Raw genomic sequence first — 26712 nt, forward strand, 5'->3', positions numbered from 1 at the left:
TTAGGAACACGAGACTCGCATCACGAAGTTATTGAATCAATGAATCAGTGAAGTAGTGATTTCGAGAATCATTGAATCAGTGAGTAAATGATTCAAAGACAGTGCCCGAAAAGAGACGAATACGCCACCTCAGCCCATCAAACAACGATATTCGGCAGAATTGCATTGAGAGAGATACAACTGAGTGTCTGACATGGATTTATGAGTCATTGATTCAATGATCGAACCATGACCGAGACACCTCGTGGATGGGGCGTCACCCCATCGACTGGCATCCCCACGATCGCCTTCGGTAACCAGAAAGGCGGGACTGGAAAGACAACGGCGACGATTAACAGTGCCGCGGCGTTGGCCACGCGCGACCACGATGTTCTTGCAATCGATATGGACCCGCAAGCCGACATGACGAAAGGGCTTGGACTAGGTCCGGGCGACGACAACGATCCAGCAAGCCCGAAGAACGAACTCCCCAACACACTAGTCACCGATGACGAGAATCTGCTCGACGTACTCGTCGACAATCCGCGCACGCACGATACAAGTCTTTCAGAGATCGTGATCGAAGCCGACGAGTACGACCATCTGAACTTCGATCTGATTCCCAGTCACAAGGACATGGGCCTTGCTCGAGATTGGATGGACGATGCGAATGCCCGCCTCTCACTGAAACTCGCCCTCGAAGAGATGGTTGACGACGGATACAACTACGATTTTATCGTAGTCGATTGCCCTCCCGACCTCTCAGTCCTGACGGACGCGGCCTTCATCGCGGCTCAAAACGTCTTCCTGGCTGCACAGACCCAAGCAACATCACGGGATGCACTTGACGACCTGTGGGACCAGCTGGAGTCCATCGAGGACAACCAGCAGATCGAGATCGCAATCGTCGGACTCCTGGCGAATATGTACCGGGACGACGGTCAGTCACAGAAATTCCTTAACTCCTTCGACGAATCCTTCGCGTCAATGGCACCGATTTTCAAACTCCCGATGCGAGTAGCGATCCAGCGTGCGTGGGACAATGGACGAGATATTTTCGGGTGGGAAGACGCGAACGATCAGCAAGTAGAGCGCGACCTCTTTCTGGAGGTTGCGGAGACGATGGAACGAGCGTTCGACAAAACGCAGGTGGAGGCGTAAGAATGCCCCGGGGAATGGACGAGCGATTTGAGGATCCGTCTGAGGAAGCAGACGACGAGGAAGCCGCGACCGATGACGAGACGACGTCGGAAGCAGAGAGTCAAGACCACGAACCTGCGGCTGCTACTGAGGAGCAATCAGGGCAGCAGGAGGCAACTGGCACAGCGGATACTGAATCCTCGAGTGAGAAGGCAGAGAAAACAGACGATGAACCGTTGAACATCCGGGAGGATTGGGATTCGGCCACGATATACGTCGAACCGGAACAGAGTGAAGATATTGAGGTCACATTCACGCGGCTGAAAAAGCAGCTGAAACGGGAGAACGCCACGCTTGAGAAGAACAAGCACTTTTACCATGGAATTTTCGAGGTAGCGTTTGGCGAGCACCGGGAAGAGACGAAAGAGAAGATTCGCGAATTGGCTAAGGAAGACGTCGATCAGTGAATCAGTGATTCTTGGATATTTAGGATAGTACGAGTTCCTGGCTGTTTCGCTACCTCTTTCTAGTTTGAGGCTGTACCGGAGTCAATCTAGTCAAGTGCCCCATGGCCCATGATGCGAAGCATGAAATGAGAGTGCACCGTCACAAAGTCTATGACATTATTCGAGGGACGACAATCAAGCACTGATCACGCCAAACTCATCGCTCCAGTGAAGGACCTGAACGCTCAGCTTCGCCGATGAGCGTGGACGTGTCCGAACGGGATGAAACCTACCCCGCACCGAGTGCTCTCAAGACCATCTTCAAGAAGCATCATTGTTATTATGAGAGACAACGTGGAGAGACGGCGCTACAGCAACGTGGCGACGAACAGGGCGTCCGTCGTGCACACGCTGGCCGTGTCGTCTTCGAACTGCTCCAGAATGCACTCGACAGAGCGGATGCAGAAATCACCGTCAACGTCGTTGAGACGCCGACCTCGGCCAGCTCCTACGCACTTGTCGTCACGAACGACGGACTTCCCATCTCAGTCGACCCCGAGTTCAATTACCGTGACCCGCCGGAAGAGGCCCACCGACCGGACTTCAATGCACTCTGCTCGGTCCACCTGTCGAACAAATCACCCGACGAGAGCGTCGGGAACAAGGGAGTCGGCTTCCGGTCAGTCTTCTGGTTGAACGACTGGGTTCGTGTCTGGAGTCGACACGAGGATGGCTGGTGGGGGATGGAACTCCACTCGCACTTGGACGACGAGATTTGGAACGAGCGCCTCGACTACCCCGACGTACGGCAGGGTCACAAGAGGTTCCTCGAGACGACTAATCCCACCTACTCGGACATCGGTACACGCCCGAGCTATCACTTCCCGCTCCCGCTGATGAGCGAGGGACGACCGTCACCGATACCCGACGGAGAGGTCACCACCGCCGTCGTAGTCCCGATTCCCACGAAGCGGATGGACGAGGTCTCGAAGATGATGGAGAACCTTAACGAGAGCCATCTCCACTTCGCCGGGCTGCTCGAACACAGCCGCGGACTGACCGTGAGAGCCGAGACGGCGGACCGCTGTTTCGAGCGTCGAACCTGGCCGACCGACGGAACGTGGAGCGAGGATTCCGGGCGGTCGATGGCGTACTGGAGATCGGAGCGTCACTCGTCGACATCGCTCGCAGAGGAAGCTGCAGAAGCCGACTACGACCTCTCGAACCCCGGTGCTGCAATCAGCTGGCCTGGGTCAGATGCTAGAGATGTCGAGGGGCAGCTCTACGGCTACCTCCCGACGGAACTGGATGCACCGTTCGGAGTCGATTTCAATGGCGATTTCCTCCTGCAGCCAGATCGCAAAGGACTGACCGTCGAGGACGATAGCGTCGGTCGGTACAACCAAGCGCTCCTCGAGGCTGGAGCCGAGCTCCATCTCCTCGAACTCCTCGAGGAGGTTGGGGCCCCACTGAGTACCGTCGAGTGGACGAGAATCGACCCCGAAGATGTCGAGCGCGTCGAGGGACAAGATAACGATACCATCCGCCGCGACTTCTGGTCACTCCTCGATCCTGGGGCAAGCGGAATCCCTGCTCGGAGAATCGAAGAGCACCTCGCAGCACTCCTCTTCGGCGACGATATGAAGGCCCGGGAGTCATACGAGCTCTGGGCGGAGCTGGCCGACCGGTACTTCCAGACCCAGGACAGCGTCCAGACCGGCGAATGCGATCGATTCTGGCGGGTGTCCAGGGCGTGGTTGGACCATCACTGCGGAAAGGGCTGCGGGACGGTGACGCTGGGAAAGTACGCCGATGCTCTGTGCGACGCACTCCGCGAGCGAGAGACACCGATCATCCCGGTCGAGAGCGAGGGTGAAGAATCGGTTCGGGTCCCGCTCCCGACGACCCAATCGGGCCGTGAGGTCTGGGAGACCGAGAAGAGCGATCGGGTGCTGTTCGTCAGGGACGACGAAGACGACCGTCCGCTTCCCCTCCCAACCAGTTTGCGAGAATCAGGTTGTTCCGTGACGACATTCGAGTTCCCCTCGTTGTTCGTCGGCGGCGATAGCTCGTCGCTCGGAGAACGGTCGTTCAATCCTGTGCAGTTGCTCTCCGAGATCCGTCAGCTTCGGAACTCCCCTGCCCGTTTCAATCACCAGCCATTGGCGGAAGATGCCGACCGAGCAGCGATCCTCCAGCGCGAACTGATCGGATACGCGGCGGAGCTGTTCCTCTACGAACGCTACCAGACCGACCCGTTCGGAGAGAGCGACGGATACGGGATGGGGTGGCGATTCCTATCCGGAGACTCAAGCGGTACCGAGCAGCGGGCGGGCCGATCGATTGCGACACTCCATTTACCCGTCGATGGTACACTGTGGGCGCCCGCCCGTCAACTCACCATCGACCAGGTCGACATCGACAGACTTGGCGACCTCCCGCCATCTCTCGATGTCGAATCATTCCTGCTGTTCCTAGGTTGTGGGCCGGAACCTCCCGAGGGAGGCATCCCACTGACCCTCATCGAAGGTGGACAAGACGCCATCGTCGATGCGCGAGCCATCCCGCCGACCATCGTCCCCGCGGAGACACGGCCCAGCGCCCCGACGATGCCACAGCTCTCGGACGGGTCGTTCGACGATGACCGCCCGTCCGATGCGTGGTTGGTCTCGATTGCAGACGCCTGGGACGTCTGGTTGTCTGACCTCATCGAGCAGGAGATCGCCGAACGAAGAGATGAGGAAGATTCGTCGAGGGCGTCGACGAATCTGGTCCCACCGCTCGCCAAACGGCCATGGTTCCCCGTCCAGAGCGACTCCGAATCGACGGAGGACCCGACCGGACACGCGGAACCTCCACGATACCTCTCTGATGCCCCTGCCGGGGTCGCTCCCCGTGATGTGGTCGTGCTCCCGACGCGCTCGTACGGGCGAAAGCGCGTCCTGTGGAGTGTCGACCAGGGGTCGGAGTACAAAGAGATCCTGACGACGCTCGGTGCGCTCGATGGAATATCCGAGGGAACCCTCGAGAAGCATGATGCGGCCCCCGCACGCAGACTCGCCGACCGTCTCCAAAACCTCGACTTGACCAGTGTCGAGGTCGACTCCTCCGCTCGCGATGCACTCATCGGGCTGTACGAGCGAGTCCTCCAGGCCATCGTCTCCAACGATTCGGCTGAATCAAGGACCGATCCCCCACCGTTGTTGACTTATCATCCCGCAGAGACGTCCACAGGGCTGCACGAACGTCCCCTTGAATGGCGACAACTCTCTGGCGAGCCCGCCTACATCATCACGAACTCCGACGACCGCGATCAGATGCGTCGGATCTTCCACTCAGTCCCCCTCGTCACCGCGGTACTACCGAGCCAGTCCGTCAACGACTCGTCGCCGTTGCAATCCCGCCTCCTCACCGTCAACCGTCAGGTTCGATTTGACGAAACCGACGGGGATACCGACGATAGGGCCACCGAGAAACAGGAGGCGATTGAGCGATTGGTCCCACGTCTCTTGGCGCTGAGCGAGGCCGTCAGACGTCTCGATATAAACGACGACATCATCGACAGATGGCACAATGGTCGGTTCCAGCAGGTCGAAGACGCATGGGTGGAGTACATCCTCTCCGCGGACAGACGGGAGCTCGACTCCGAGGAACGATACAGAGGCGAGGACAGCTATGCGTTCTTCGTGGACACAGACGCCCCCACCATCGTGTTCGATGGTGCTCTGGGCGAGCCATCACACGACCTGACACCGTTCGGTGAGGCCCTCGCGGACCTCCTGTTCGAAGATCAACGCCAGGTCGGTATCCTCTTCGAGCGGGCCCTGACTGAGTACGACCATGATGGTGTCGACCGTCTCGACCGATTCGTCGATCGGAAAGATGCTGGACCTCTCGTGAGCCAGTACGCCCAGCTGCTCTACCCGCTGGACGAGGCCGCAAAACGAAATCTGTTCGATGCGACCAGAGATGTGCTGGGGGAGTTCGATCTCACACTCGACCCCTCTATCGAATCTCCCACCCAGCTGTCCTCGCTCGGACCATCGGATATCGGGATGGGCGAGTGCTCCGACGATGTGCACGACGTGGAAATCAACCAACGGTTCAAGGAGCTCGACCTCACCGAGGAACAAGATCGGTTCAGGCCCCGATTCTCATGCTCCCACGAGCATCGCCTCCGGTGGCAGCGCTGGTTCGACGATCAACAACCACGGCTGGTGTCGTATCTGGTCAATCTCGTCTCGTCGAACGGGGTGGAGGATGCAGACGAAGAGACCGTCAAGCAGTCCCTCGAAGAGTTCATCGACTCCGCCGTCCATCGACTCACGTTCGACCAATCTCGGGCTGTCGTCCGCTGGCTATCCAACGCGGATTACACCGCTTCGATTCCAGCCTCGAAGATTCCCGATCCGGAGGTCCTGAGCGACGAAATTCGGCGTTTCTCGCCACGCTACAAATCAATCTCGAAGATCGAAGACGCGAGCGATGCAGGATGGACTCGAGATGGGCCAGAGGGTCTGGAGAGTCACCCGAACGATAACGGGACGTTCGACCGACAAGAGATGGCGCGGAAGCACAAGGCTCAGAAGATAGTCGGTGACGAAGCAGAAGTGGCGCTGCTGCACTGCGTCCGTGACGAAACCCTCTCCGCATTAGAACACGCCGATAGCCCAAAGTCCTTCGAGGCGGCCCGGGAGGCCCTCCTCTCACCGTTCCCCAAAGGAGCCACCCGATCGTCGGTCCGTGAGGCATGGAACGAATGGCGAGCGACCGACGATGACTCAGCACTGGCCCAGGGCTTGCACATCTCTCGTGTCTGGGATGGCGCTGGATTCGATCTCGTTGGGCTCGCACACGACGACAGCGGGTTCCGACCAGTCAGATATGAGGCGAAGGCGCTCTCCGGTGGCCCCGTGAGCAACGTCCATCTCAGTGCGAACCAGATCTCAGTCTATCGCCGTGTGTGCCTACAATCCGATCCCGAAGAGGCGTGGCGGTATCGGGGCGACTGGCGACTCGTCGGGGTGCTCCCGGACGAGTCAGCCATAGATCTGAACGGTCACCTCGACGAGCTCCCAGCACTTCTCGACGAACTCGACGTCGAGGGGTTCACACACGACGGCATTGTCCTCCGTATCAATCGACGTTCGGACGACTAATCATCGACATTCAAAGGCTGAGATGTCAAGCGTCGCTGGTACCCATTCGACCGTATCAGTCGACTAGGTGAAATATCCAATGGGTAACGACAACCCCCGACCCGTCGGTACCCTAGCATGGATGAAATCTTCATCGACCCAGAAATTCAAGAGTTCGAACGAACCGCGCTGGACCGGGCAGCAGCGGCGGCGGATTCAGGTCGTCCCGCGAGGGGAGCTCAACGACCACGAATCGAGCATGGAGCACGAAGCATTAACCAACAAACCGTCGGTTCATTCATTTCGTTGGTTAAACAATGGTCTGTACCGGCCAAAATTCGAACCATGGTGAGCGACGGAAATGACGTAGAATAGATTAGGAACGGTAGTCACCGGGAAGGTGGGGACGATCGAAATATGTGGAAGAGCATGTGACACCCAGAATCTTTGATTGATTAGTGTCAGAAGAAATAGATTTAAACAGGAATATCAGGAGGAAACGATGGTAGCAGAAGAATCAGACGACGAACCACTGAACATCCTCGAGGATTGGGATTCTGTCACGATATACGTGGAACCAGAGCAGAGCGAGGACATCGAGATCACATTTACTCGCCTGAAGAAGCAACTAAAGCGCGAGGGCGTCACGCTGGAGAAGAACAAACACTACTACCGAGGTGTCTTCGAGGTGGCTTTTGGCGAGTATCGAGAGGAGACGAAGGAGAAAATTCGCGAGCTCGCAAAGCAAAACGCTGATCAGTGAATCAGTGATTCACAGATCGTAGGGCGTGAACGCATTTCATTTTGATAGAAAGCCTTCGGAGAGCAGCTATACGTTCTGGTCTTCCTCAGTTGGAGTCTCCCAAGGAATATCTCGCTTGTGCACTACAGCGAGCTTTGAGTTGTCGTCATCTGCCATTGCACTAAGTCCGCGTTGGACAAGAGTGTGAACCTGTCCAGCGGACTCAGGGAACGAAAATTGGTCATCCTCTGCATCAGCCCGAACCTCTAGGTAGTGAAGGTACAGCCTGAATGTAGTATCGGCACCGATAGGCCACCAAATCGTCCCGATCTGACCATCTACCTGTTTATCCCAGTGCTCCAAGAGCTCACGAATATCGTCGACAAGACCCTCGCCTGATGTGCGAAGGCGAAGAGAGTATTCTTTGTCGTGCTCCATTTCATCGATTATTTCCCGTAGAAAGGGCTCTGCCTCTAAGGCGGTAGGTGAGGTCTGGTCCGTTTCTAGTAGCTGTTCTAATGCCCGCAGCTCCTCACGTCGGGCAGCGACGGCGTAAGCGACATTGTACTTCTCGTCGGGGAAGATTTCGTGCTTACCTGGCTGCTGTGCCTGAGGAACAGAGTCAGCGGTGGATGAGCTAAATAAGGTCTCAAATAGTCCCATACGCATCGTCCGGGGGGCACCCATAAGTACTTCCTGACGATAGTTTCATCAACTCTGTCACATCAAACGTCAGCTGTACATTGGACTACTACCAGACAATGGAATACACCAGCAAACCGCTAGCGTACAATGTGAGAAGAACGTACAGGAGTGCCAATAGTGCGGCAATCGTCTTCTCTACTGTCGTTTGCTCGTAATATTGGACGTCGTCGGTGTTTCGAGCGATATCCCAAAGAACCTCGCCAAGCATCGTGATTCGAGGAAACCGGGTATCATGTGACTCGGTGGCTCCAGTTGGGCCTAAACGCTCCCACTCCTGTTGATACACTGGATACGCGAGGTTGGATTCCATCTCATGGAGTATCTCATATTTGGCCTGGTTTAGTCGACGGTGGGAGTCCACTGTTTGATACCAGAGTCCGCAGAGACAAACGCCAAGCAGACCCACTGCCACGAACCCGATCTGTTGAGCGAGCGAAAGAGGCTCCCGGGCGATAAACGTGATTACGACCAGAATTCCGGAGAGGAGTGAGACGTAAAACCGATTTGTCCGAAGTCTCCGGTCAGAAACGCCCATCGCACTCCCGGCGTAGTGTGTGTACTGGTCGATGAGCGTCTCATCGCGCGTGGGGTTGGGGAAGTCGTTAGAGGTCGTATCTGAATCTGACGACGGCTCTAGCTCCGTTGAGCCCTCCTCAGCCATGTTTCGCAATCGCGTTCACAATCGACCGCTGTCGCCAACCAACGATCTCGTCCGCAGCGTCCCTCACCGAGACGGGTAGTCGCTCGTTCCCGTTCGGCTGCACTCCGATAATGGGTTTCTCGAAGTGTTTCGCCATCTCAATTTCCTCCTCGATCCATTCACTGTGCGAGACATACATTCCAGCAACAACGACGACAACGTTCGCTTGTCGAACCTGCTGATAGAGCTGCTGTCGAAGATCGTTCGTGTCCTCGAACTCCAGCGGGTCGTCCTCTGGGACGCTGAAATTCTGCCAGTCGAGTCGCTCTTCGTCATCGAGGAACTTCTCGATACGTTCGCGCTGATCAGAGTACTTCCACGAATGACTCACGAACACCCGATATGGTCGATCATCAAGGGGAAGCCGAGGTCGGGCCGGTGAATCGGTGTCTTCAGTTGTAGAGCCGGCTGAAACCAGACCACCGAGTCCCTGCGCTCCCTTATATGAGAGATAGCCCGCGGCGGCGGCAGCAATGATCAATTCTGGTGCATCGTTCCAGAGGTATCGAAGTGGGTCGTCGTGCGGGTCGTGTTCGACTTGCCCGCCCTTCCAGTCAGCATACCCGACAAGGAGGTCCTTTCCGAGGTCGACAAGGTTCGGTGGTTGGTCGCTGCCGGTCGGGACAGATGTTGGTTCAGTGGCGTCTAAGACACTGTCGCTATTACCATCGCTGAACAGGGCAGAGAACGGGTCGGTGTCATCTCGTCCATTCACGAAAGAGTTCACATCGAGGCAGCCAGTGGGGCTTTGAACCTCGACTGTCGGGACGCGGGTGACGTGGTCGTTTTCGTTTGGCGTCACAACAAATATGTCGTGATTTGAGTATTTAAAACCAAGGGGACTTTTCACTAATTTCTGGGCTCGGCTAGCAACACCTGTGTACCTACGAATCGCAGTGTTCGATATGCCCTATTGCTCAAATTGCGGAAGTCGAGTCAAAGATATTCACCACTACTGTGGTTCATGCGGGCAGGCACTTTCTAAGGTCGCAGAGTCAGAAACAGATCCGCCGATGGCAGTAAGTCGAGATGGATTTCTCTCGCTACGTTCGCTCTCCTACATCAATGGTCTACTCAGTGGCGAACGTGAACTCGATCGGGACTCGGTTTCGTATACGCAATTATCCCGAGAAGTGAACGCCGCCCTGGAAGATTTCGCCCGTCTCGCGATGGTCGAAGAATTGGACCTACTCCAACTGTGGGCAGCTGGTTTAAGCTCTGAAGCGCTATCCACGCCCGTTGAGGATATGAATAGCAATCAGGTCCGTGACTGGCTGGCCGCGATAGGGCTTGGTCGTACTCTACGAATGTACGATGAATCTCTCCACACAGAGTTTGAAGACGAATTCAACGAGCGACTACAGAAATTGGTCGAAATAGCAGGCGAAGAACTCGACGATATTGGCGATGAATAAGATGTACCCTTGCGCTACATCGCCGCGAATTCTTCACCGGAGTCGGGAAGGTACTCGATGATACTCCGGTGGGCACCGATCTCGCTGATGATCGTCTGTAGCGCGTCGACGACAGTCGCGATGTCCCGGTTGATTTCATGTTCGCGGTACGTTCCGCCGTCCTGACCACGGTGTTCCATGTGCGAGAGCGTTAGATTGAGAATCTCGAAGTCGGACAGGAAGCTGCGCATCCGGCGGGCCGTACGTGGGTCTCGACCCTGGAACTCACAGAGTTCTTTGTAGCGCTGGTAGACGATCCGCGATCGGGCAGGGGTAGCGTCCTCGGCAGCGAGCGTAGTCAGCGCGTAGAGCGTGAGTTGCTCGTGTTCGGTGAGGTCGCGCATGATGTCCATGCTCTGTTGTGCTTCAAGTTTCTCCTGGGCGCGTTCAACATGATCAGTCGTAACCGAATCCGCGTTCTCGGTGCGTGCAAGATCGCCAGCCTTCCGAAGGAGCGTAATCGCTCGTCGGGCGTCTCCACCATCCTGGCGACCAAGGGCAGCACACAACGGAATCACTCCGTCCTCGAGTGCGCTTTGGTGGAACGCGATATCTGCTCGCTGTTCGAGAACTTTCTGGAGCTCTTTAGTTCCATACGGCGGAAACGAGATCTCGGTTTCACACAGAGACGATTGAACCTTCGCGTCAAGCTGCTCTCGGAACGTCGAGTCGTTGCTAATCCCGATGAGGCCAAGCTGAATGTTGTCGATGTATCCGTTGTTGTCTGCGCGAGTAATCTGGTAGAGGAACGTATCATCCGTGATGTGGTCGATCTCGTCGAGAACGATGATGACAGTCCCAGAGAGATTATTGAGTTCATCCCAGAGAAGGCGGTAGACTTTGGATTGCGGATGACCGGTTTCGGCGATGTGGTGTTCGGGTTCTCGGAGATTGTTCACCAGACTGATCGCGGCCTGATAGCTCGTGCTGAGGCCATCGCAGTTGAGCGTGATGACAGAGAGATCGACTTCAAAATGTTTTGCAGATTCCTGGAGTTCGTTTAGCAAGAAATTCGTCACAGCAGTCTTCCCGACACCGGTCTTGCCGTAAATGAAGATGTTATCGGGGTACTCGCCGTTGATGATCGGCTGTAGGGCTGCTTCGTACTCCTCAATCTCGTTATCCCGTCCGACGATGTCGTCTGGAACATACTCGACTTTGAGTGTATTCCGTCGTTTGTACAGTGTGTCGTCCGGCTGGAATCGTGGAGTCATATTGTGTTCGACTGATTCAGGCAAGAATCATAACTGTTTCGACCGCTGTTTCCGCTATTTCCAGTATAACCATGAGGAGCATAGTTTCCACTATTGGAGATCGACCCCATTGTTTCCAGTCTATTGGAAGAAAGTCATTTGGGTTGTTATGAAGAAGGCATCTTTGAGGCACTACACCCCACTATTTCCAGTAAAGACATCAACTCACAAGTGATCAAACTCACCCCGTTATTTCCAGTTATTCTCGGTGGTTCCAGTTGGATGCTTACAGAACAGAAAACCACAGGGTTCCAGTATTTCCAGTAAATAATCTTTTATATACAGTACAGACCCCACCGTTTCCAGTATACCATGGAAGAATAGGAATCGCTAGACAGCAGAGGGAATCACTGGATAAGAACGACGGAACACCCCCTCCCCACTATTTCCAGTAAAGGACTACGGAAGAGAGTCGGATAGTGGAAGAGAACTCTAAATCAGAGAAAAGTTTATATCCTTACCGTCCGAGCTAGTCCGTAGGAGAGCTAGAGGTGGGTTGTTGTTGGGTTTAATTTCAGTGAAACAAAATAATGCCACAGCTCAGGAGACCTTTGCTACTAGCTTTACTGGAAACAATGGGGGGAGAGTGGATGAGATACGATCATCGCTTCATTGTGTGAGCGTATTAGTGGAAATGGTGGTGTCTAACTCTCGTCAGTCGATCTCCACAGATTAACCAACAGCTGAACGGGCTTCCGCCTTATGTTGGTTAATTACGCTTCGTGAGTAGAACGCCGTTCTAACCGAGATCGACGAACAACTGAAATCAGTATTCCCAACTCCCACACCGCTGTTTCCAGTAAATCGATGTCTCCCCGACCAACCGACCTCAACGAGGACTATTTCTCCGGATCAACTGGGCCTTTGTATTTTGAGCGTATCTTTTCTCCATCCCGCCACTGCCAATAGTAGTAGCGGTTGTCGTTAATCTCCTTCACTGTGATCGTGGCCTTCGACGGGACGTCATCTGGAAGGTCCTCTGGTTGCTCCTCGATCTGGTTGTTCCCTTCGTTTTCCGCTAGTCGTGCCTTTCGCTCGCGGTATTCCGCGAGATCCATAGTGTACCTGGCGACGTGCCGAAGGAGTTCAGGCGAGTAGTCGTCAAGTGTGTCGACGACGTCGACGGGAAGTTCCTGCGGGGGTGTCGGTGGCTCGTAGGACATGGTAACTCAATCCGTGTTAACCAACAAAAACGTTGTTGACATAGTATTGTTGGTTAAGACTGTGTTTGACCGTTCTCCTTCAATCCTCTCTCTGGTGTAACACTACTCGAAACTTGTTTAAATATAAGATTCGTACTGTGTTACAACGTGCTGCGACGAATCGAACTCGAGATCCTCGCTACTGTCGAACGCGGCGATACGATCTCGGAGCTCGCGATGAAGCTCGACCACAGCGAGAGTTACCTCTCCCGTGCTGTCGGAGATCTCGTCGAAAAAAGGCTGGTCTACACGGAACGTGACGGCCGCCGTAAATGCGTCACACCCTCGGATTCCCGGGCTGTTGAAATATTCCAGGATCTCGTCCGCCAGTACTCTCACATCGACTTTCCCGAGTTACTGACGGGCAAAGCCCTCGAGGTACTGTATTACCTCGACCAGCCACGGACCGTTGCTGACGTCGCCGAACGGAGCGGCAACTATCGCAACACCGTTAACCGGATTCTCAAACGGCTGCGAGACCGTGGCCTCGTCGGCACTGATGACAGCCGCTACCAGTTCAACGGTGATTTCGACCGGCTGCACAAGTTTGCCCGCGAACTTGTGCACCATCTCCATCGACAGCGTCTCGAATCGGTTGCGCCGAACGGGACGATTCTCTGGAGGGACTACGACGAATTTCTTTCCCAGACCGAGACAGAGATCGAGGCAGAGAAATTCCACGAGACTGGGCTTGCGCGGTTCGCGGCCTTCGATCTCCAGTTTCTGCTGACCCGCCATCGATACTACCTCTACTCAGAGGACCTAGAGGAAGTCTCGCCGGTGGAGCTCTGCTGTCACTCATTGCTGATTGACGATGGGTCCCGTCACCACTCGTACTGTCTCCTGTTGCTCAGCCACGTCGACATCGACGAGAGCGACCTCCGAGAGCAAGCCGCGAAATATGGCCTCGAAGACGAAATCGACACCCTGCTCCGATATCTCGAAACGCAGGGAGCAGTCGACAGTGACCGCCTCCCCGAGTGGGACGAGTTCCAGAAGCTAGCTGCTGACTACGGGGTGGACCCACTCCAATGAGACCAACGTTCGGACGTGAGTACATCGAGAACGAGTTCCAACGAATCGCAGATGGAATATCTGACCCGCTCACGGTCTATCTGATTGGTGGTGGCGCGATGTCGCTGCGCGATCTCAAGGGCGCGACAAAGGATATCGATCTGGTCGTCGCTGACAGTGACGTGTACGGCCTGCTGTGGGCTGTCCTGATGGACCTCGGGTATACGGAGGTACAATCGCTGGACGCCGATTACCGGGCGCTGGGGGCGACCAGCTGCGTCGAGAACGCTGACAGGTGTCGGCTTGACATCTTCAACCAGCAAGTCGCGAACAAACTCGTACTGACTGAGGGGATGCGGGAACGCAGCGAATCGTTCCTCGCGACGGATCAACTAACCGTCCGTCTGGTCAGCAACGAGGATATCTTTCTGTTCAAGTCAGTCGCAGGGCGAGATGACGACATCGAAGACATGAATATGCTCGTACAGACTGGTCTCGACTACGACGTCGTCCGAGGGGAACTCGAGGCACAGATCGACCGGCTCGGCGACGACCAGTTTGCCACCTTCGTGAACGAGGCCTTGGTTGACCTCGAGGAGCAGTACGGAGTGACCACGCCAATCGAGGACCGCGTCCAGGAGCTGACGACGCGGTACTACCGTGGGCTCGAAGTGCTCCAGGCGCTTGACGTTCCAATGACCGTCGACGAACTAGCTGCCGATCTGGACCTAGACGTCGCTGAGGTCCAAGACCGGGTTGCATATCTTGCGGAGTTCGATCGGATCGTACATGATGACGAAACGGTCCGTCCGACGGAATAGCACTAAATAACCATCGTTCAACCACCCCACGAGGCGATGCTCGTGCTGTCTCGCCCCACATCTCTCTTAGGGGATCGAACAACACCTACGGATCAACTAAGATCATCGTGATAGTCGGATCCAAGCCGTGCGTAAGCCTCTGCAGTAGCATTTACTTTCCTGATCGAATCTGTAAGCGACAGCGGCTCTGGTAGGTGTTCATCGAGTTGTTGGAGATCATTCCGAACATCGAGGAGCGCTTCGTGAAGGTTGTCGACGGGACCCCGGTCAGCATCTGTGATATTTTGTTCTGGATGGTATCCTTGATCCCCATACTCAGCGTCAGGAACTGGGTCATCGATGCCAAGTGCTCTATCGAATCCAGGGATATCGTGTGGATCTTGATATCGTTCGTTCGGTGTCATCGCTCGAGTACCTCAGCATCGGGGTGTTTCCCAGCGGGATCGGCAACTGCTTTTGCACGCTCGAGTTCACAGAGTTCGTGCTGGGCCTGTCGTTCGAGTGCCTCTGCTCGCCGACAACGTTCGATGGCTATCTCGTCGGTAGCATCTTCGTGACCAATCGTGAACCGCTTACCGCGGTGATCGCGTTGCTCGAGCATTAGTGACCTTCCTCCTGTTCAGCGTATGCGGCGTCTCGAGCGTCTGCTCGGAGGTGGTCGTACCGAAACTCGCACCTGTTCGAACAGAAGCGGCCGGCGTATCCCGATTGACTACGAGCAGGTGCTGAGCAGGTCGGTACTCGACACTCATCACCTCTGTTCATCTGGCGGCACCTCGATAAAGGAGATCCTCAGCGTTTTCCAACGCTATTGTTTTTTTTAATTATTTCCATAATTCACCGCGAGAACTCTCGTGAGCCCCGCAGTCCTCCAGGGGTAGATAAACCAACGAGAACGAGTTTGTTGACCTTAGAAAGTCACAACTCACTGTAAATCTCTGGATCGTCGAGTCTGATTTGAACATACTTCACGCTGGCTCTGCTGGGATCCTTAGAATTTCCATCGAGTCAGCAGAGCAGATCGATCATTATCGGATTTGGTGAAGGCTTCCACCGGAGCAGGCTGGGTACTGAAATGTGTGTTCTTGAATCCGGGTTCGGATTTTAGACCATACCCCATGTGACGGTCAGCTCCGATATGTCCAGCCCAAATCAGAGCGATAAAGAGAGCCCTTCGGATGTCAGCCCAGAAGCTGAGGCTACCGAGAGCAAGCAGCAGTGTGTAAGTGCCAGCCGGAGACCGTTGTCCGCTTGATCCGGTCTTTTTCAATCAGTCTCGGCGGTGTGCCAGTCGACGCACAGCTCCTTGGCGACATCCTGGGTGGTCACCGGAACGTCGGCCCGGTCGACCACCCTGAAAGCTTCCTCCGACATATCGGAGTACGGTAATCTAATCATTAAATACGTATCCGACACGTCGGAATCACTGATCGCGTCTCACCAGGAGAAACTACCTTCGTCGTACCGCTCCTCGAACTTCTCGATAACCTCTGCACATGTTTCAACCGCCTCAGCCCCCTCGATCACTTCCTCGAAATAATCCGTTTCACGAAGATTGTGGACCAAGTCGTTCCGTGTTTGCCGGACATCCTGCATATCGCTCCTGAGGTCTCCCGAGATTAGCCCTGTACGTTGAAGCAGCATCTCACGCCCCGGCTGAGACAGTTTCCTCTCGAGTTTTCTCTTCGTCGTATTCGAGCCCCGGTAGTCCTCGTCAATGACCTTGTCGTGGAGCAAACTCACTGAGTAATCCTCAATCACGACCTGGGCCAAGGTGAGGAACGGCAGCACCCGATTCGCGAGCTGAATCTCAAAGTAGGCTTCGGCGTACGCCTGCGGCACACTTCTCTGGAAAAACCCGCGGATCGATGCTTCCAGATGATCTGGTTCCACGTCCATCGAGAACTCTTCACATTTTTGTTCGAGATCGTATTCCTTAATGATCAACTGGGCCGTCATGTTCTGGGAGATATCCTCGTAACTCTCAACGAGGTCCGTAATTTCTCGGTACAAGCGGTGGACAGTGGTCTTGGTGACGAACCGGCCGTCGTTGAATGCACTATGCTTCATCGAACTTGCCAAGGCGGTCATCTCCGTCTCACCCGGCATCTTAACATCCTCCTCATCCGACGCCACGTCACCCTTAGAATACACTGTCGCCGACTTGAACTGGGCGTATGCGCGAGGATTTCTCGGTGTGACTTCTGACTCCGGTTCCAGCCTCTCTTCAGCCCATTCCCCGGTCAACTTTAGAGCAAGTTCATTAGGCGGGATCATACTGGCTGTTCAAAGCCCGCCGAGAAAAATGCTGACTACCTGAACCGCCTCAGTATCAGGGCCGTGAGGATCTGACCAACCACATGGCTGGGCACCCTCGCCGTGCGCCGAAGAATCCAGAATTAACGTTGGCTCCGGATGTTCGGACCGTAACCCCCGTGGACGGCACGCTTTATTCCGGAGCCAAGAGAACGCCTAGCCATGTCAACGCAGCCGAAGGCTGGGGAAATGCTGGTTGGAGCCTATCACAAGTTCCTAGGGGAGTGTGATTTCGTCACCTACCAGAAGACGTCTCTTGAACAGGATATCCAGACGGAAGTCGACGTGGTCGGCGTCAACTTACATGGCGAGCAGGAAATCTACGCCTGCGAGGTCGTGACCCACCTCGGTGGAATGGGCTACGGCTCCTACCAGGAGAACCGTGACCGCCTAGAGCGGAAATTCAAACGGGCTGAGAAGCTGGTGACCACCGAATACGACACCGCCGGTACGTACACCTTCCAGCTTTGGAGTTTGAACACGCCGAAAGGACTGGTAACTCCTCTCTCAGAACTAGCCGACGAGTTTGAGGACGACACCGGCTACGAACTGGAACTGGTGATGAATGACGACTATGCCGAGCGGATTCAGGGCCTCCGAGAACTCGCTTCATCAAAGAACGCACAGACTAACGACCTCGCCTTCCGCTTCCTCCAGATATTCGAGTACCTCTCATGATTCAGACTATGCAGTGCTTCTAGAAGACTGAGCAAGGAGAATGATCATACTTTGCTCTAGTCCCTACTGCCGTCCTAGGCGTTCTAGCGCTAGAATTCCCCCTTAGCTTCGTTGCCACTAATACCCACGCCCCACACACCGAATATGGGATTAGGACAGTTCCGGCCCACGCGCGACTACGACGAGCACGAAATCATCCCCGACCTCCTCGACGAGGTCATCCCGGACGACTACTACTGGGACAAGACTGAGAAACGCGGCGAGAAATGGGCGAAGATGGCCCGATCGTTCATGTTCCGGACCGAGCGGACGCCACAGGACCGGTTCACCCAGGCCGCAAATCAGGTCGGTGAAGAGATCAGCCGAAGCGCCGAGACCGTGAAAAGCGCCTTGACCAGGGAGACGTCCGGTAACGAGGCGGGTGTGGAAATCCCTCGGGAGGTTCTCATCAGGGTCAAGGATCGCGTCGAAAAGCACGACGACGTCACGCTCAAGGATATCCTCCAAGCCCACCGCGAGAACCAGCAGGACGACGGGAATTAGACGACCCACCGGTCCAGCTGGATGCCCTGTTCCTCGCCCTCCTCAATAATCCGCAGTACGTAGTGTATCGCTTCCTCGGCGAGGATGACACCGGTCTGAGCCTGGAGCAAGGTGGTGTCCGAGTCGTTCCCCGACGTGTGCGACCCGATCGTTGAACAGTACCCGTACGGCGTGTACAGCATCCGCCAGTCACGGGTTTCACGCGACCCATTGCTATCCCATTTCTCGATCAACCCCTCGGAGTACAACTCGTCAAGCGCCTCGTTGTAGCTTCCCTCGGTTAACGTCTCCAGTGCCCGGCGAGCCTCCTGCAGTGCGTTGTCCGGGTCGCCGTTCGTGAGTCTGTCCTCGGCTGCCTCGATCTTCTCCAGGACAGCATCCGGGGCGTGCTCCTCGACGTAACCCCGCTGGTTTTTCATCTCCTTTTCGGCGGTGGCACTGATCCGCAGCATCAACTCAAGGCCGTCACCAGTCTCAGAGAGAACGAACCGTGTGCCGGCCAGTGCATCTTCCAGTGCCTCCCGCTGGTCCACTCGCAACTGGGTGTTCTCCACGAGGTGGGCGAGGAGTTTCCGGCCAGTCGGCGTCCCGTTCGATTCACGAAGCCAGTGAGAAACTCGGTTGTATCGGCTAACGTGGGTGATGTCGTCCACAGCCTCATCCTCATCGAACCGGAGATGTTCAGCGTCGAAGCGCCGTAGAATCTCGGTGAGTTCTGCATGACGGTATTCACCGCTGAGAACGTCGGCCACGTCCTGGATGTGCGCGTCCTTCATATCATCGGGCATGTGGCATACTCGACGGGGAACTGGTAAACTCGTTTCGCAGAATCACCCCGTCAACGGGCCTTCATCACGAACTTGAAGCAGTCTTGCATCCGACCGAGGTCATCACTGAACGCATCCACCTAGAGCGTGGCCGAACACGCATACTCAAGACCGGTCGTGCTCGGAATGTCCACTTCGACAGGGACGGTAGATGGCATGGAGAACGTGGACGTCACTCCGTTACTCACCGCAACACGCAGCACGATCTTCTCGTACCTCGCATCGTTCACGGACGGCGGACGACGTCACGGTATCACCCTTCCGGGCCTCCCGGACGCACTCCTCCAACTTCTCAATGTTCACGCCGAACGTGACTGGTTCCTCCGGGTACTCGTACCCGTCGAACAGGTCCGTCTTCAATCGAAGGTCGATCATACCGACCATCGACGGGTCTGCCGCAAGAAACTGCAACCCGTTTTCCGAAACTGTCATCGGGGCCTTTGGGGTAACGGATTTGTACAGTTTCAGTAAGCGTTTGAGGTCCGTGGTCTCCACAGTCGTTGCGTTGAACAGTGGTTGTTCGATTGTTTTTACTTCCATTGGGTATCAACCCAAAGAGGCGGTGACGGGCTACAAATCCGGTCACGCCGGTGCGTATCGTGCTGTATATGCGCCCTGTATCTTGCACGGACGAGATTTACCTCCTCAGAAGTTGATAGAAACAGCGTGCAACATCCAGAGATGTATGCAGTACTGATATTTCGATAATCCTATCAATTTCTATGTTTTATGAGGATTAAAATGGAATTCTTTTACTATCGTCTAGTTAGATACATTTTCTACAAAGGCAGTGAGGGTATTTTCCAGAGAATAAAACTCCCTATCGTCTTCATCGCCACTGGCAAGTTCTTCAATCATGACCAAGTCGTACTCTTCGAACATGTCTACGCTGCCGGAAGTTCCGGCTGTATCGTTGTCCGGAGTCCACTCAAAATGTACCATATCTATAGAATAAAATTAACCTTTAATATTTACCCAAATGTCATCTACGTGCTCTCGATAGATACCCGGATCCCGGCAATTACATTTCTTTCGGAGAAAATCCCGGAGTGTTTGGCCACGGAAATTCAAATCGGAATCCCAAAGCTGTTTATTCAACATTTCCTGTGCCGACACTGATACACTACGATTCTCGGATCCCTCTTCGATTGTTGGAGTGACAGACATATCTCGAAGAACGACGTTAGGTGGTTGTACCGTCACCTCAAAATTAATTCTCTGAATATATCCTTCTGCATCGTCCTCTTCCAGCTCTTTCAACGTGTATAACGCAATACCAGCATCCTCCGCCTGTGAGATTGCTCCTTCCTGAAATCCATTCCGAGATATGATATAGGCCATATTTGCTGCCGAATTAGCTACGTTCCGGATAACCTCGGAGACAACAGCCTGCTCAATTCTATCTTCGTGGAACTTGCACTCAATGATTGTCAATATTTCATCTCTTGATGACTCTGTCCAGACAGCAACATCGACTTCTTTTGAGTCACCCTGACTCAACGACAAGTCGTACTTGTGCTCGACATCGGTTACATCTTCTCTAGCTTCAAGTCCAGCAACAATTTTCTCATATAGTTCCTCATCAACATCACTCCAATCCATATCCTGTGGTACGATAGTTTCCTCAATGTATTCTCTGTGAACTTCTCCAACATAACCTTCTGATGAGTCTGTTTCATCGGCGATCTCGCTGTAAGTCCAGGCAGGATTCTCTGTCGCGGTTTCAATGATTCGTTGTTTCTTGTCAGTCAGACTTTCATCTTGTTTATTAGGTTTGAGACGTTTTCTCATCCTTGGTAGGTTCTTTGTAGCTTGAATGTACTTTAGCTGCGGTATTTACAATAATGCTGGACTGACGATGCTGAATTAGCGCTGTGTATCTTGCACATCTCGCTCGATCCATATTTCAAGTGTCACAAGCGGAGTGAAACACCAGAGGCTTAGTACAGCACTAGGATGACCGACCGACCCAGATGCCATGATCTGGAGTGAAGGATTCAAGTTAATTCGATACCGGTTTGAACACGGTTCTATCCGTCTCGTGTAGCTGATTGGCACGGAGGGTGATGATGGAGCGTGGTTCACTAGGTTCTATCGACGAAGACCCCTGGTTAGCGTCGATAAATCGTTATCTCCGTCAGACTCACCGGAGCCTACGACGTGGACGACGACGTCGACCACCAGAACCCGTTATGGCCAATACAATCATGAACACCAGCATAGCCGTCACCAAGATAATCATCGCTATCATCATGCCAGAAATCCACGCGCTGAGCAAGAACGACGCCACAACGTAGAAGACGACGCCCGGTCCTCGAGCGAGCGTGTACGAGATAGCCATTGATGCGATCGTGGTCACGACAGGTAACAGAGCGAGCGTGAACAGACCGGATTGAAGGATCAACTCCATCTGGGGTGCGAATGCGTTACTATTCACAGTCTGGACGTTTTGTGTGGCTGCGTATGTTTCTATCAGGACGGTCTGTAGGACTGGAACGAGAATAGATGATGCTACTACTCCTTTGAAAGCGCGGTCAACTATGGTTCCTGTGGCGTCGGCTGGCCCACGTGGTGTGCTACGAGGTGCGGGCATAATCCCTTGTATTACATCAACAGTGATGAATGTATGTGTGGCAGACAACGAAATCCTGCGCCCATGAACCGGGAACCTCGTCTTGTCTATGCTGACTGTCGAACACGGATGAACGCGTGAATTTCGTGGCGCACTAGCGCTATGAGTTCAGCACGACCCTGGAAATCTCTCCAAATATATATTGTTTTGGCTTTGTTGAAACCCTCTTGCAATCTTGCGATTTTCTGATAACCCGGTTTCTCATCGAACCCACAGAATTCGGTGGGTAGAATAGTTCTCATCAATGTCAACTCTGAAGGATTTCAACAGAGCCATTGTTTTCAATAAAGCCTTCACTTTGGATCTGGGCCATACCGCGGCGTTTCACACCGACTGCAGTTCCAAATCGATGTCCTGGGTCTGGATGGATTTGGTACGGAATCACGGCTGTCGAACCTATGAATCGTCTCTTGGTCGCATTGCTGGCAGAAGAGTCGTTTCTTGGTTGGGATACACGGCTCTTCTTGCGTAGTGTCTTGTGACTGCAGTTGCTCATGAAGTGCAAGTGCCGGTACCAGCCAATGACGAGCCTTCTCCTCGAGTTCAAGCACGTCCTTGAGGTCGTCGACCGCTTGCCCCCACTCGTCGTAGAGCATTGGTGGCTTGCCATGGGCAGTTGACCATCTGATGGAATCCTCGTCGCTAACGTTGGCGAGTCGCTCGAGTAGCTGTTGCCCGGGTTCGGAATCGAGTGTAGCCGCCGAGTGCAGTGAGGGCCAGGGCTTGACAAGCTGTGGTGCTGGATCGTCGATGTCGTACACTAGCTGATACCCATCGATTGGCCCCTCGTCAGTGACGAGTTTGCGGCAGGCGGCTGCTCCTTTCGCCACAGCCTCGTAGTATGTCCGTGCACTTGTGATGATGAAACCTATGCCCAAGAGTACCTCAGCAGACCGTGGCGCGTCTTCATCGACCGGTTCAATATGCTTGCTCAGACAGAACTGGCATTTGGTCCGGTCTGATGGAATTGATGCATCACACGAGCGACAGCGCGACTCCGATTTGCGCTCTTCGATTTCTCTGCTTCCATACCTTACTTGCTTGGTACGGAGATTGCGGTCTCGTTTTTCCTCAAGAGCAGGATCTACACCGGGAAATGCCTCTCCAAGCGGCCGAAGTTCATGGCGATCGTGTTCTCTTTGATCCATCGTCGTACTCTTCGTAGGCCGCGTCCTCCTATTTAAACTCGAGGCCGGGACTGATCAACGGATTTCTGAGGTGATTGTCCAGCTTTCAGTACGAGTTACCCCACGACATTTTCCAGTTGAACCTTGTGGGGTAACTACTTCTGTTCCTCGAGGACATCGCACAAACAGTCACGGTGGGTTCGAATCGTCGTTGTCGACGTGTTTGCACTATCTGCAACCGCTTGCTGTGAGAGCCCGTAGCCGAACTCGTGACTGGCTCGGTATAGACAGGTTGCAGCGAAGCTTCGAGGACGACGTCCACTTGTGATCCCAGCATCTTCTGCGAGCGTTGCTAACTCGAGTGCTCGGTGTCGAATCTCGTCTGGAACCTCGAGTGTGGCTGCGAGTCGCGGGAGGAAATTCTGTGGCCGTGGAATCGGTGTAGGAAGTTCGAGTTCGGTGTTCATCGCCGAGTACGCACACTCGAGGGCTGACCGCGAGCACGTCGCCAGCTGACTGATCTCCTCAAGGGCCCGGCCGAGTCCGTTGCACCGACACACTGCGTAGACGCTCGCTGCTGCAACCCCCTCGAGTGACCGTCCCTGACAGAGGTCCTCTCCTTGGGCACGCCGAAAGAGCATACACGCCTGTTCGCACAATGAGTCCGGTAACTCGAGCGCACTTACGATCCGACGGACTTCGCCGAGACTGTATCCAAGATTTCGTTCACGCTTCGTTCGCCACTGGCTGCGGCGATGCTCCCGCCGAAGGCGGTTGAGTTGACTACGTTTTCGTCCAGGGAGTGCGTTCCCTTGCCCATCTTTCTTCCATCCGATCTCAGTCGACAGCCCACGGTCGTGTCGGCCTGCTGTGAGCGGAGTGCCTGTTCGGCGCCGGCTCGAGTTCTCGGGTGAGTTGAACCACTCCGGCCCGTAATCGAGGTGGTCTTCGTCGACGATCAAGCCACACTCTCGACAGTGTGTTTCGTGGTTCGCTGGGAGTAGGTCTCCACCGCACTCAGGGCACGCCGTCGTCGATCGCGTTGTTTGCTCTGTCTCTCGAGTGAAGTGACTGCTGAATATCTCGTTTGTAGCCATCTTGCTCCGACGAGGCAACTGTCTGTTTGCCCCGTCACCCCTTTCGGGGTCATAAACCATCTCGAGCGAACCTTCCAGTAGTCTTAGTCACCGAAGGAAGGTTCCGTCTGGAGTCGGGATGAGTCCCGTGCGGATCTCGAGGTCGACACGTCGAAGATGCTTGCACCCACCATCTGGCTGGCGCCGTTCGAAATCAGGACAGGTGCACGTCTTTTTCTCGACGTTGACTACGTACGTGCTTCCGCTCTCGCTGAGAACATCGTAAGCGGGCCCTCTCTGGACGAATTGAACCTCCATATCTTCGGTGAGTGCACGACGGGTCCGTGGCTCGTCGATCGAGTAGCCGCCTGCCTCGAGTGCAGTCGGTGGTTGTGGTTCCTCACAGGGGGTAGAGAATTCGTTGCGGCGGTTACGCTCTTGTCCGCACTTCCTGCAGCGCCAGTAACGTGTGCGGTATTCGTAGCCGTCGGTGAGGTCGATATCGTACGGTGATGGTTCGGTGCCGGGAAGCCACTCGTCAATGGCCACGAGTTGGTGTCCGTGAAGGCGGGCAACGTCACCCGGAAAGCTGCGATCTCGATCACTGGTTTTCTTCTGCTTAGGTTGGTACTCTCGATGCGGCTCGCTCTGGAGTGGTTGATCTGTACTCATCGGTTATCTCGAGGCATAGTGAGTTGCGCCTCATGCCTGTTGGCGCATAAAAAGGACTTGTAGCGTCTGCTATCGAGGTCCAGGTTCGAAAAGAGCGAAGGTTTTCTGGGGGGAGTTAGGATTTACCCCACGAATTCGACTATTTGGACTCGTGGGGTAACTACACTCAAAGTCACCGTCACACCAGTTCGAAAACATTTGAATCGGTGGTGTGTGGGTCAGCCTCTGATCGACCCAGCGCAGCATTCAACGGAACTACTCCGTCTTCAAGACACTTTGGTGGAACGTAATACCAGCACGTTGGTTGAGGGCCCTCATTTGATGATAGTGATCTGATTGTTTCACCTTAGCCAGGGCCCTATCGATTTGCACTGGTCCAAATCTAGTGTTCTCTTCGACGATTAGGGATGACGTGGGGACGACATTCGCGATAATTGGCAGGCAAGAAACTACAACCGCACCCCTCGCTTTCAGTGTAAACGCTCTCGAGTACCGAACTACCAAAAACTACTCTATATAAAGAACAATGCTGGAATATTGGTTCTTTGACTTAGGGTGCTTCTATCTCTGTTTCTCTTACTACTACTTTACCTAGACAGTAACTAATATAATAACATGTTCAAGACTATCGGTTTCCAGTTGAATCAGTGGTACAGCTGTTTTAGACTATACACTGAAAATGAGGGGTGGGTGAGCCCTTCCTGGTCAGAATGTGAATCCTGTAAAATCATCTCCAACCGCCAAAATCGAAATATACACTGAAAATGGGGTTGGTGTCTTTATCAGTAATGAGTGAGATTCTCTGTTAGATGCCAAACGATCCCATTCCGACTCCCTCAATAGGGGATCTCCAAGACGATCCGATGGCGACTGAAGACACATCGATTTTCTTGCGTCGTGAACTTCTACGCCCTCAGTACGTTCCACAAAAAGACCGAATAGTTGGTCGCGACGGTGAGATCGCGACGGTAGAAACACTTCTGAAACCTGCAGCTTTCGGTGATCCTCCCGAAAGTGGGTTTCTCTTCGGTAAAACTGGAACTGGCAAATCACTCGTCGCGAAGCACGTGACCGGTCGTGCTCGAGGTATTGCTCACATGCACGATATCACTCTCGTTGCGGCGTACGTCGATTGCGATCAGTACAATACGGAGACGCGAGCTGCAAGACGGATGGCGTTCGAGGTTAGAGATGCGATCGATCCAGACTCCTATATTCCAAAAGAGGGGGTAGGTGCGAGTCGATATTACGATGCACTCTGGGATCGGGACGGCCTCCTCAACGATGCCGATTCACTCGTTGTGATTCTCGACGAGATTGATAAACTCGGTTCTGACGCTGCCGAAATCCTCTCGAAACTGTCTCGCTCTGAAGAAGCTGGCAAGACTGGGTGCTACATCTCTGTCGTCGCGATCAGTAACAAGACAGCTTATACAGATGCACCCGACGAACGCGTTGCCTCGAGCTTCCAAAATGATCCAATCGTGTTTCCACCATACGATGCTACTCAACTCGAAGCAATTCTCGAGCGACGGAGTGACGCTTTTCGCGATGGCGTCCTCAAAGAGGGTGTACTCCCGCTAGCGTCGGCACTCGCCGCTAGAGATCACGGTGACGCTCGTCGTGCATTAGACATCCTTCGCACAGCAGGAAAACTTGCAGAACCGATGGAAGTGAGACTGTCACTTAAGATCACGTTCGAACTGCCGACGAGTATAGCGATATCAACCGTTCAATCCAAGTGATTCGAAATGGGACTCCACATTCACGGTACGCACTGTTTGCACTTGCATATCTGACGAAGTCGAAACTGACGGATTCGTTCTCTACAGGCGAGATTTATGACGTGTACTGTGTCGTCGCAACTGAGGTCGCTGCTGAGTCGTTGAGCCACCAGCGAATTCTCGATCTCCTGAAAAAATGGTCGCTTCCAGAGATTACTGAAAGCCGTCACACCGGTGCTGGACGTGGTGAAGGGAGTTATCGAGTCCATCGATTACTACATGACCCTGATATCGTGATGAGTGCATGTCTTGAATCCGATGAGCTACAAACCGTTCTCGAGTCGCTTTCCAAGCGCTCGTTTTGAGGGTATACTGAAAACAAGGGCTGGTCAGCAGACGTTTCCGCGCTGAAAATTGGATAAGGAATTGATGCAGAATACACTGAAAACGAGGGGTGGCATTGTGTTGTCCATAGATTGCCTCGATTAAGATCACTTGGTGTGAGTTACCCCACGAAATCCGA

General features: G+C 54.2%; 27 protein-coding genes and 1 pseudogene. 12 read left to right on the forward strand and 16 right to left on the reverse strand.

Annotated elements, in window-relative coordinates; genetic code table 11:
- Nucleotides 1-228 precede the first annotated feature (228 nt).
- From NLK60_RS17470 to NLK60_RS17490, 5 genes and pseudogenes are all read left to right on the forward strand, one after another.
- Entirely contained in the window at nt 229-1140 is a 912-nt protein-coding gene (locus tag NLK60_RS17470) for a ParA family protein (RefSeq protein WP_254810751.1), read from the forward strand.
- 14 nt (nt 1141-1154) lie between these two features.
- Nucleotides 1155-1586: a DUF8160 family protein gene (locus NLK60_RS17475; protein ID WP_254810794.1), complete on the forward strand. Its 432-nt coding sequence runs from the start codon at nt 1155-1157 to the stop codon at nt 1584-1586.
- A gap of 236 nt (nt 1587-1822) precedes the next feature.
- Complete coding sequence (locus NLK60_RS17480) at nt 1823-6724, forward strand: hypothetical protein (protein ID WP_254810752.1); 4902 nt, start codon at nt 1823-1825, stop codon at nt 6722-6724.
- Nucleotides 6725-6841: 117 nt separating this feature from the next.
- Nucleotides 6842-7078, forward strand: a complete 237-nt coding sequence (locus NLK60_RS17485) for a hypothetical protein (RefSeq protein ID WP_254810753.1) — start codon at nt 6842-6844, stop codon at nt 7076-7078.
- 118 nt (nt 7079-7196) lie between these two features.
- Nucleotides 7197-7466, forward strand: a pseudogene (locus NLK60_RS17490) (hypothetical protein); the annotation flags it as partial.
- 66 nt (nt 7467-7532) lie between these two features.
- Here the strand turns inward: NLK60_RS17490 and NLK60_RS17495 are convergent.
- From NLK60_RS17495 to NLK60_RS17505, 3 genes are all read right to left on the reverse strand, one after another.
- The gene (locus tag NLK60_RS17495) at nt 7533-8108 is read right to left on the reverse strand and encodes a hypothetical protein (protein ID WP_254810754.1); all 576 of its coding nucleotides are present in this window, start codon (nt 8106-8108) and stop codon (nt 7533-7535) included.
- 88 nt (nt 8109-8196) lie between these two features.
- Nucleotides 8197-8811 (reverse strand): RipA family octameric membrane protein, encoded by a 615-nt coding sequence (locus tag NLK60_RS17500; RefSeq protein ID WP_254810755.1) that lies wholly within the window; start codon nt 8809-8811, stop codon nt 8197-8199.
- On the reverse strand, nt 8804-9565 hold the full coding sequence (locus NLK60_RS17505) for a TIR domain-containing protein (RefSeq protein WP_254810756.1): 762 nt from the start codon (nt 9563-9565) through the stop codon (nt 8804-8806). Before NLK60_RS17505 ends, NLK60_RS17500 begins: the two co-directional genes overlap by 8 nt.
- Nucleotides 9566-9755: 190 nt before the next feature.
- Here NLK60_RS17505 and NLK60_RS17510 point away from each other — a divergent pair, with 190 nt between their 5' ends.
- The gene (locus tag NLK60_RS17510) at nt 9756-10265 is read left to right on the forward strand and encodes a zinc ribbon domain-containing protein (RefSeq protein ID WP_254810757.1); all 510 of its coding nucleotides are present in this window, start codon (nt 9756-9758) and stop codon (nt 10263-10265) included.
- A 14-nt stretch (nt 10266-10279) separates the two neighbouring features.
- On the opposite strand, the gene NLK60_RS17515 is transcribed toward NLK60_RS17510, so the two are convergent.
- The gene (locus NLK60_RS17515; protein WP_254810758.1) at nt 10280-11518 is read right to left on the reverse strand and encodes an orc1/cdc6 family replication initiation protein; all 1239 of its coding nucleotides are present in this window, start codon (nt 11516-11518) and stop codon (nt 10280-10282) included.
- A gap of 878 nt (nt 11519-12396) precedes the next feature.
- On the reverse strand, nt 12397-12720 hold the full coding sequence (locus NLK60_RS17520; protein WP_254810759.1) for a DUF6788 family protein: 324 nt from the start codon (nt 12718-12720) through the stop codon (nt 12397-12399).
- Nucleotides 12721-12867: 147 nt separating this feature from the next.
- On the opposite strand from NLK60_RS17520, the gene NLK60_RS17525 reads away from it, so the two are divergent.
- Together NLK60_RS17525 and NLK60_RS17530 are read left to right on the forward strand one after the other, a co-directional pair.
- A complete protein-coding gene (locus NLK60_RS17525; protein WP_254810760.1) occupies nt 12868-13794 on the forward strand; it encodes an ArsR family transcriptional regulator in 927 nt (308 codons plus the stop codon).
- Nucleotides 13791-14594 carry a DUF6036 family nucleotidyltransferase gene (locus NLK60_RS17530; protein WP_254810761.1) on the forward strand — a complete coding sequence of 268 codons (804 nt, stop codon included), beginning with the start codon at nt 13791-13793 and terminating at the stop codon, nt 14592-14594. Before NLK60_RS17525 ends, NLK60_RS17530 begins: the two co-directional genes overlap by 4 nt.
- 92 nt (nt 14595-14686) lie before the next feature.
- Here the strand turns inward: NLK60_RS17530 and NLK60_RS17535 are convergent, their stop codons facing one another.
- From NLK60_RS17535 to NLK60_RS17550, 4 genes are all read right to left on the reverse strand, one after another.
- A complete protein-coding gene (locus NLK60_RS17535) occupies nt 14687-14998 on the reverse strand; it encodes a hypothetical protein (RefSeq protein ID WP_254810762.1) in 312 nt (103 codons plus the stop codon).
- Entirely contained in the window at nt 14995-15195 is a 201-nt protein-coding gene (locus tag NLK60_RS17540; protein WP_254810763.1) for a hypothetical protein, read from the reverse strand. The genes NLK60_RS17535 and NLK60_RS17540 overlap by 4 nt, the downstream gene beginning before the upstream one ends.
- 390 nt (nt 15196-15585) lie before the next feature.
- On the reverse strand, nt 15586-15864 hold the full coding sequence (locus NLK60_RS17545) for a DUF4260 family protein (protein ID WP_254810764.1): 279 nt from the start codon (nt 15862-15864) through the stop codon (nt 15586-15588).
- A 167-nt stretch (nt 15865-16031) separates the two neighbouring features.
- Nucleotides 16032-16871: a hypothetical protein gene (locus tag NLK60_RS17550; RefSeq protein WP_254810765.1), complete on the reverse strand. Its 840-nt coding sequence runs from the start codon at nt 16869-16871 to the stop codon at nt 16032-16034.
- A 201-nt stretch (nt 16872-17072) separates the two neighbouring features.
- Here NLK60_RS17550 and NLK60_RS17555 point away from each other — a divergent pair, with 201 nt between their 5' ends.
- Nucleotides 17073-17588 (forward strand): hypothetical protein, encoded by a 516-nt coding sequence (locus tag NLK60_RS17555; protein ID WP_254810766.1) that lies wholly within the window; start codon nt 17073-17075, stop codon nt 17586-17588.
- Between the two features lie 144 nt (nt 17589-17732).
- Complete coding sequence (locus tag NLK60_RS17560) at nt 17733-18131, forward strand: hypothetical protein (RefSeq protein WP_254810767.1); 399 nt, start codon at nt 17733-17735, stop codon at nt 18129-18131.
- Here the strand turns inward: NLK60_RS17560 and NLK60_RS17565 are convergent.
- From NLK60_RS17565 to NLK60_RS17595, 7 genes are all read right to left on the reverse strand, one after another.
- Nucleotides 18128-18919 (reverse strand): hypothetical protein, encoded by a 792-nt coding sequence (locus tag NLK60_RS17565; protein ID WP_254810768.1) that lies wholly within the window; start codon nt 18917-18919, stop codon nt 18128-18130. The genes NLK60_RS17560 and NLK60_RS17565 overlap by 4 nt on opposite strands.
- Nucleotides 18920-19138: 219 nt before the next feature.
- Nucleotides 19139-19498, reverse strand: coding sequence for a beta clamp domain-containing protein (locus tag NLK60_RS17570; RefSeq protein WP_254810769.1), 360 nt, complete (start codon nt 19496-19498; stop codon nt 19139-19141).
- Nucleotides 19499-19720: 222 nt separating this feature from the next.
- A complete protein-coding gene (locus tag NLK60_RS17575) occupies nt 19721-19900 on the reverse strand; it encodes a hypothetical protein (RefSeq protein WP_254810770.1) in 180 nt (59 codons plus the stop codon).
- A 15-nt stretch (nt 19901-19915) separates the two neighbouring features.
- On the reverse strand, nt 19916-20749 hold the full coding sequence (locus NLK60_RS17580) for a restriction endonuclease (RefSeq protein ID WP_254810771.1): 834 nt from the start codon (nt 20747-20749) through the stop codon (nt 19916-19918).
- Between the two features lie 1134 nt (nt 20750-21883).
- A complete protein-coding gene (locus NLK60_RS17585) occupies nt 21884-22738 on the reverse strand; it encodes a biosurfactant protein 1 (RefSeq protein ID WP_254810772.1) in 855 nt (284 codons plus the stop codon).
- A gap of 134 nt (nt 22739-22872) precedes the next feature.
- Nucleotides 22873-23814 carry a transcription initiation factor IIB gene (locus tag NLK60_RS17590; protein ID WP_254810773.1) on the reverse strand — a complete coding sequence of 314 codons (942 nt, stop codon included), beginning with the start codon at nt 23812-23814 and terminating at the stop codon, nt 22873-22875.
- Nucleotides 23815-23901: 87 nt separating this feature from the next.
- A complete protein-coding gene (locus NLK60_RS17595) occupies nt 23902-24465 on the reverse strand; it encodes an SWIM zinc finger family protein (protein ID WP_254810774.1) in 564 nt (187 codons plus the stop codon).
- A gap of 863 nt (nt 24466-25328) precedes the next feature.
- Between NLK60_RS17595 and NLK60_RS17600 the strand changes: the two genes are divergently transcribed.
- Both NLK60_RS17600 and NLK60_RS19725 read left to right on the forward strand, forming a co-directional pair.
- Nucleotides 25329-26210, forward strand: coding sequence for an AAA family ATPase (locus tag NLK60_RS17600; RefSeq protein ID WP_425499089.1), 882 nt, complete (start codon nt 25329-25331; stop codon nt 26208-26210).
- A complete protein-coding gene (locus NLK60_RS19725; protein ID WP_425499088.1) occupies nt 26207-26554 on the forward strand; it encodes a hypothetical protein in 348 nt (115 codons plus the stop codon). Before NLK60_RS17600 ends, NLK60_RS19725 begins: the two co-directional genes overlap by 4 nt.
- The last annotated feature ends 158 nt before the right edge of the window (nt 26555-26712 follow it).

It is taken from the genome of Natronosalvus amylolyticus, assembly GCF_024298845.1.
Classification (GTDB): Archaea; Halobacteriota; Halobacteria; order Halobacteriales; family Natrialbaceae; genus Natronosalvus; species Natronosalvus amylolyticus.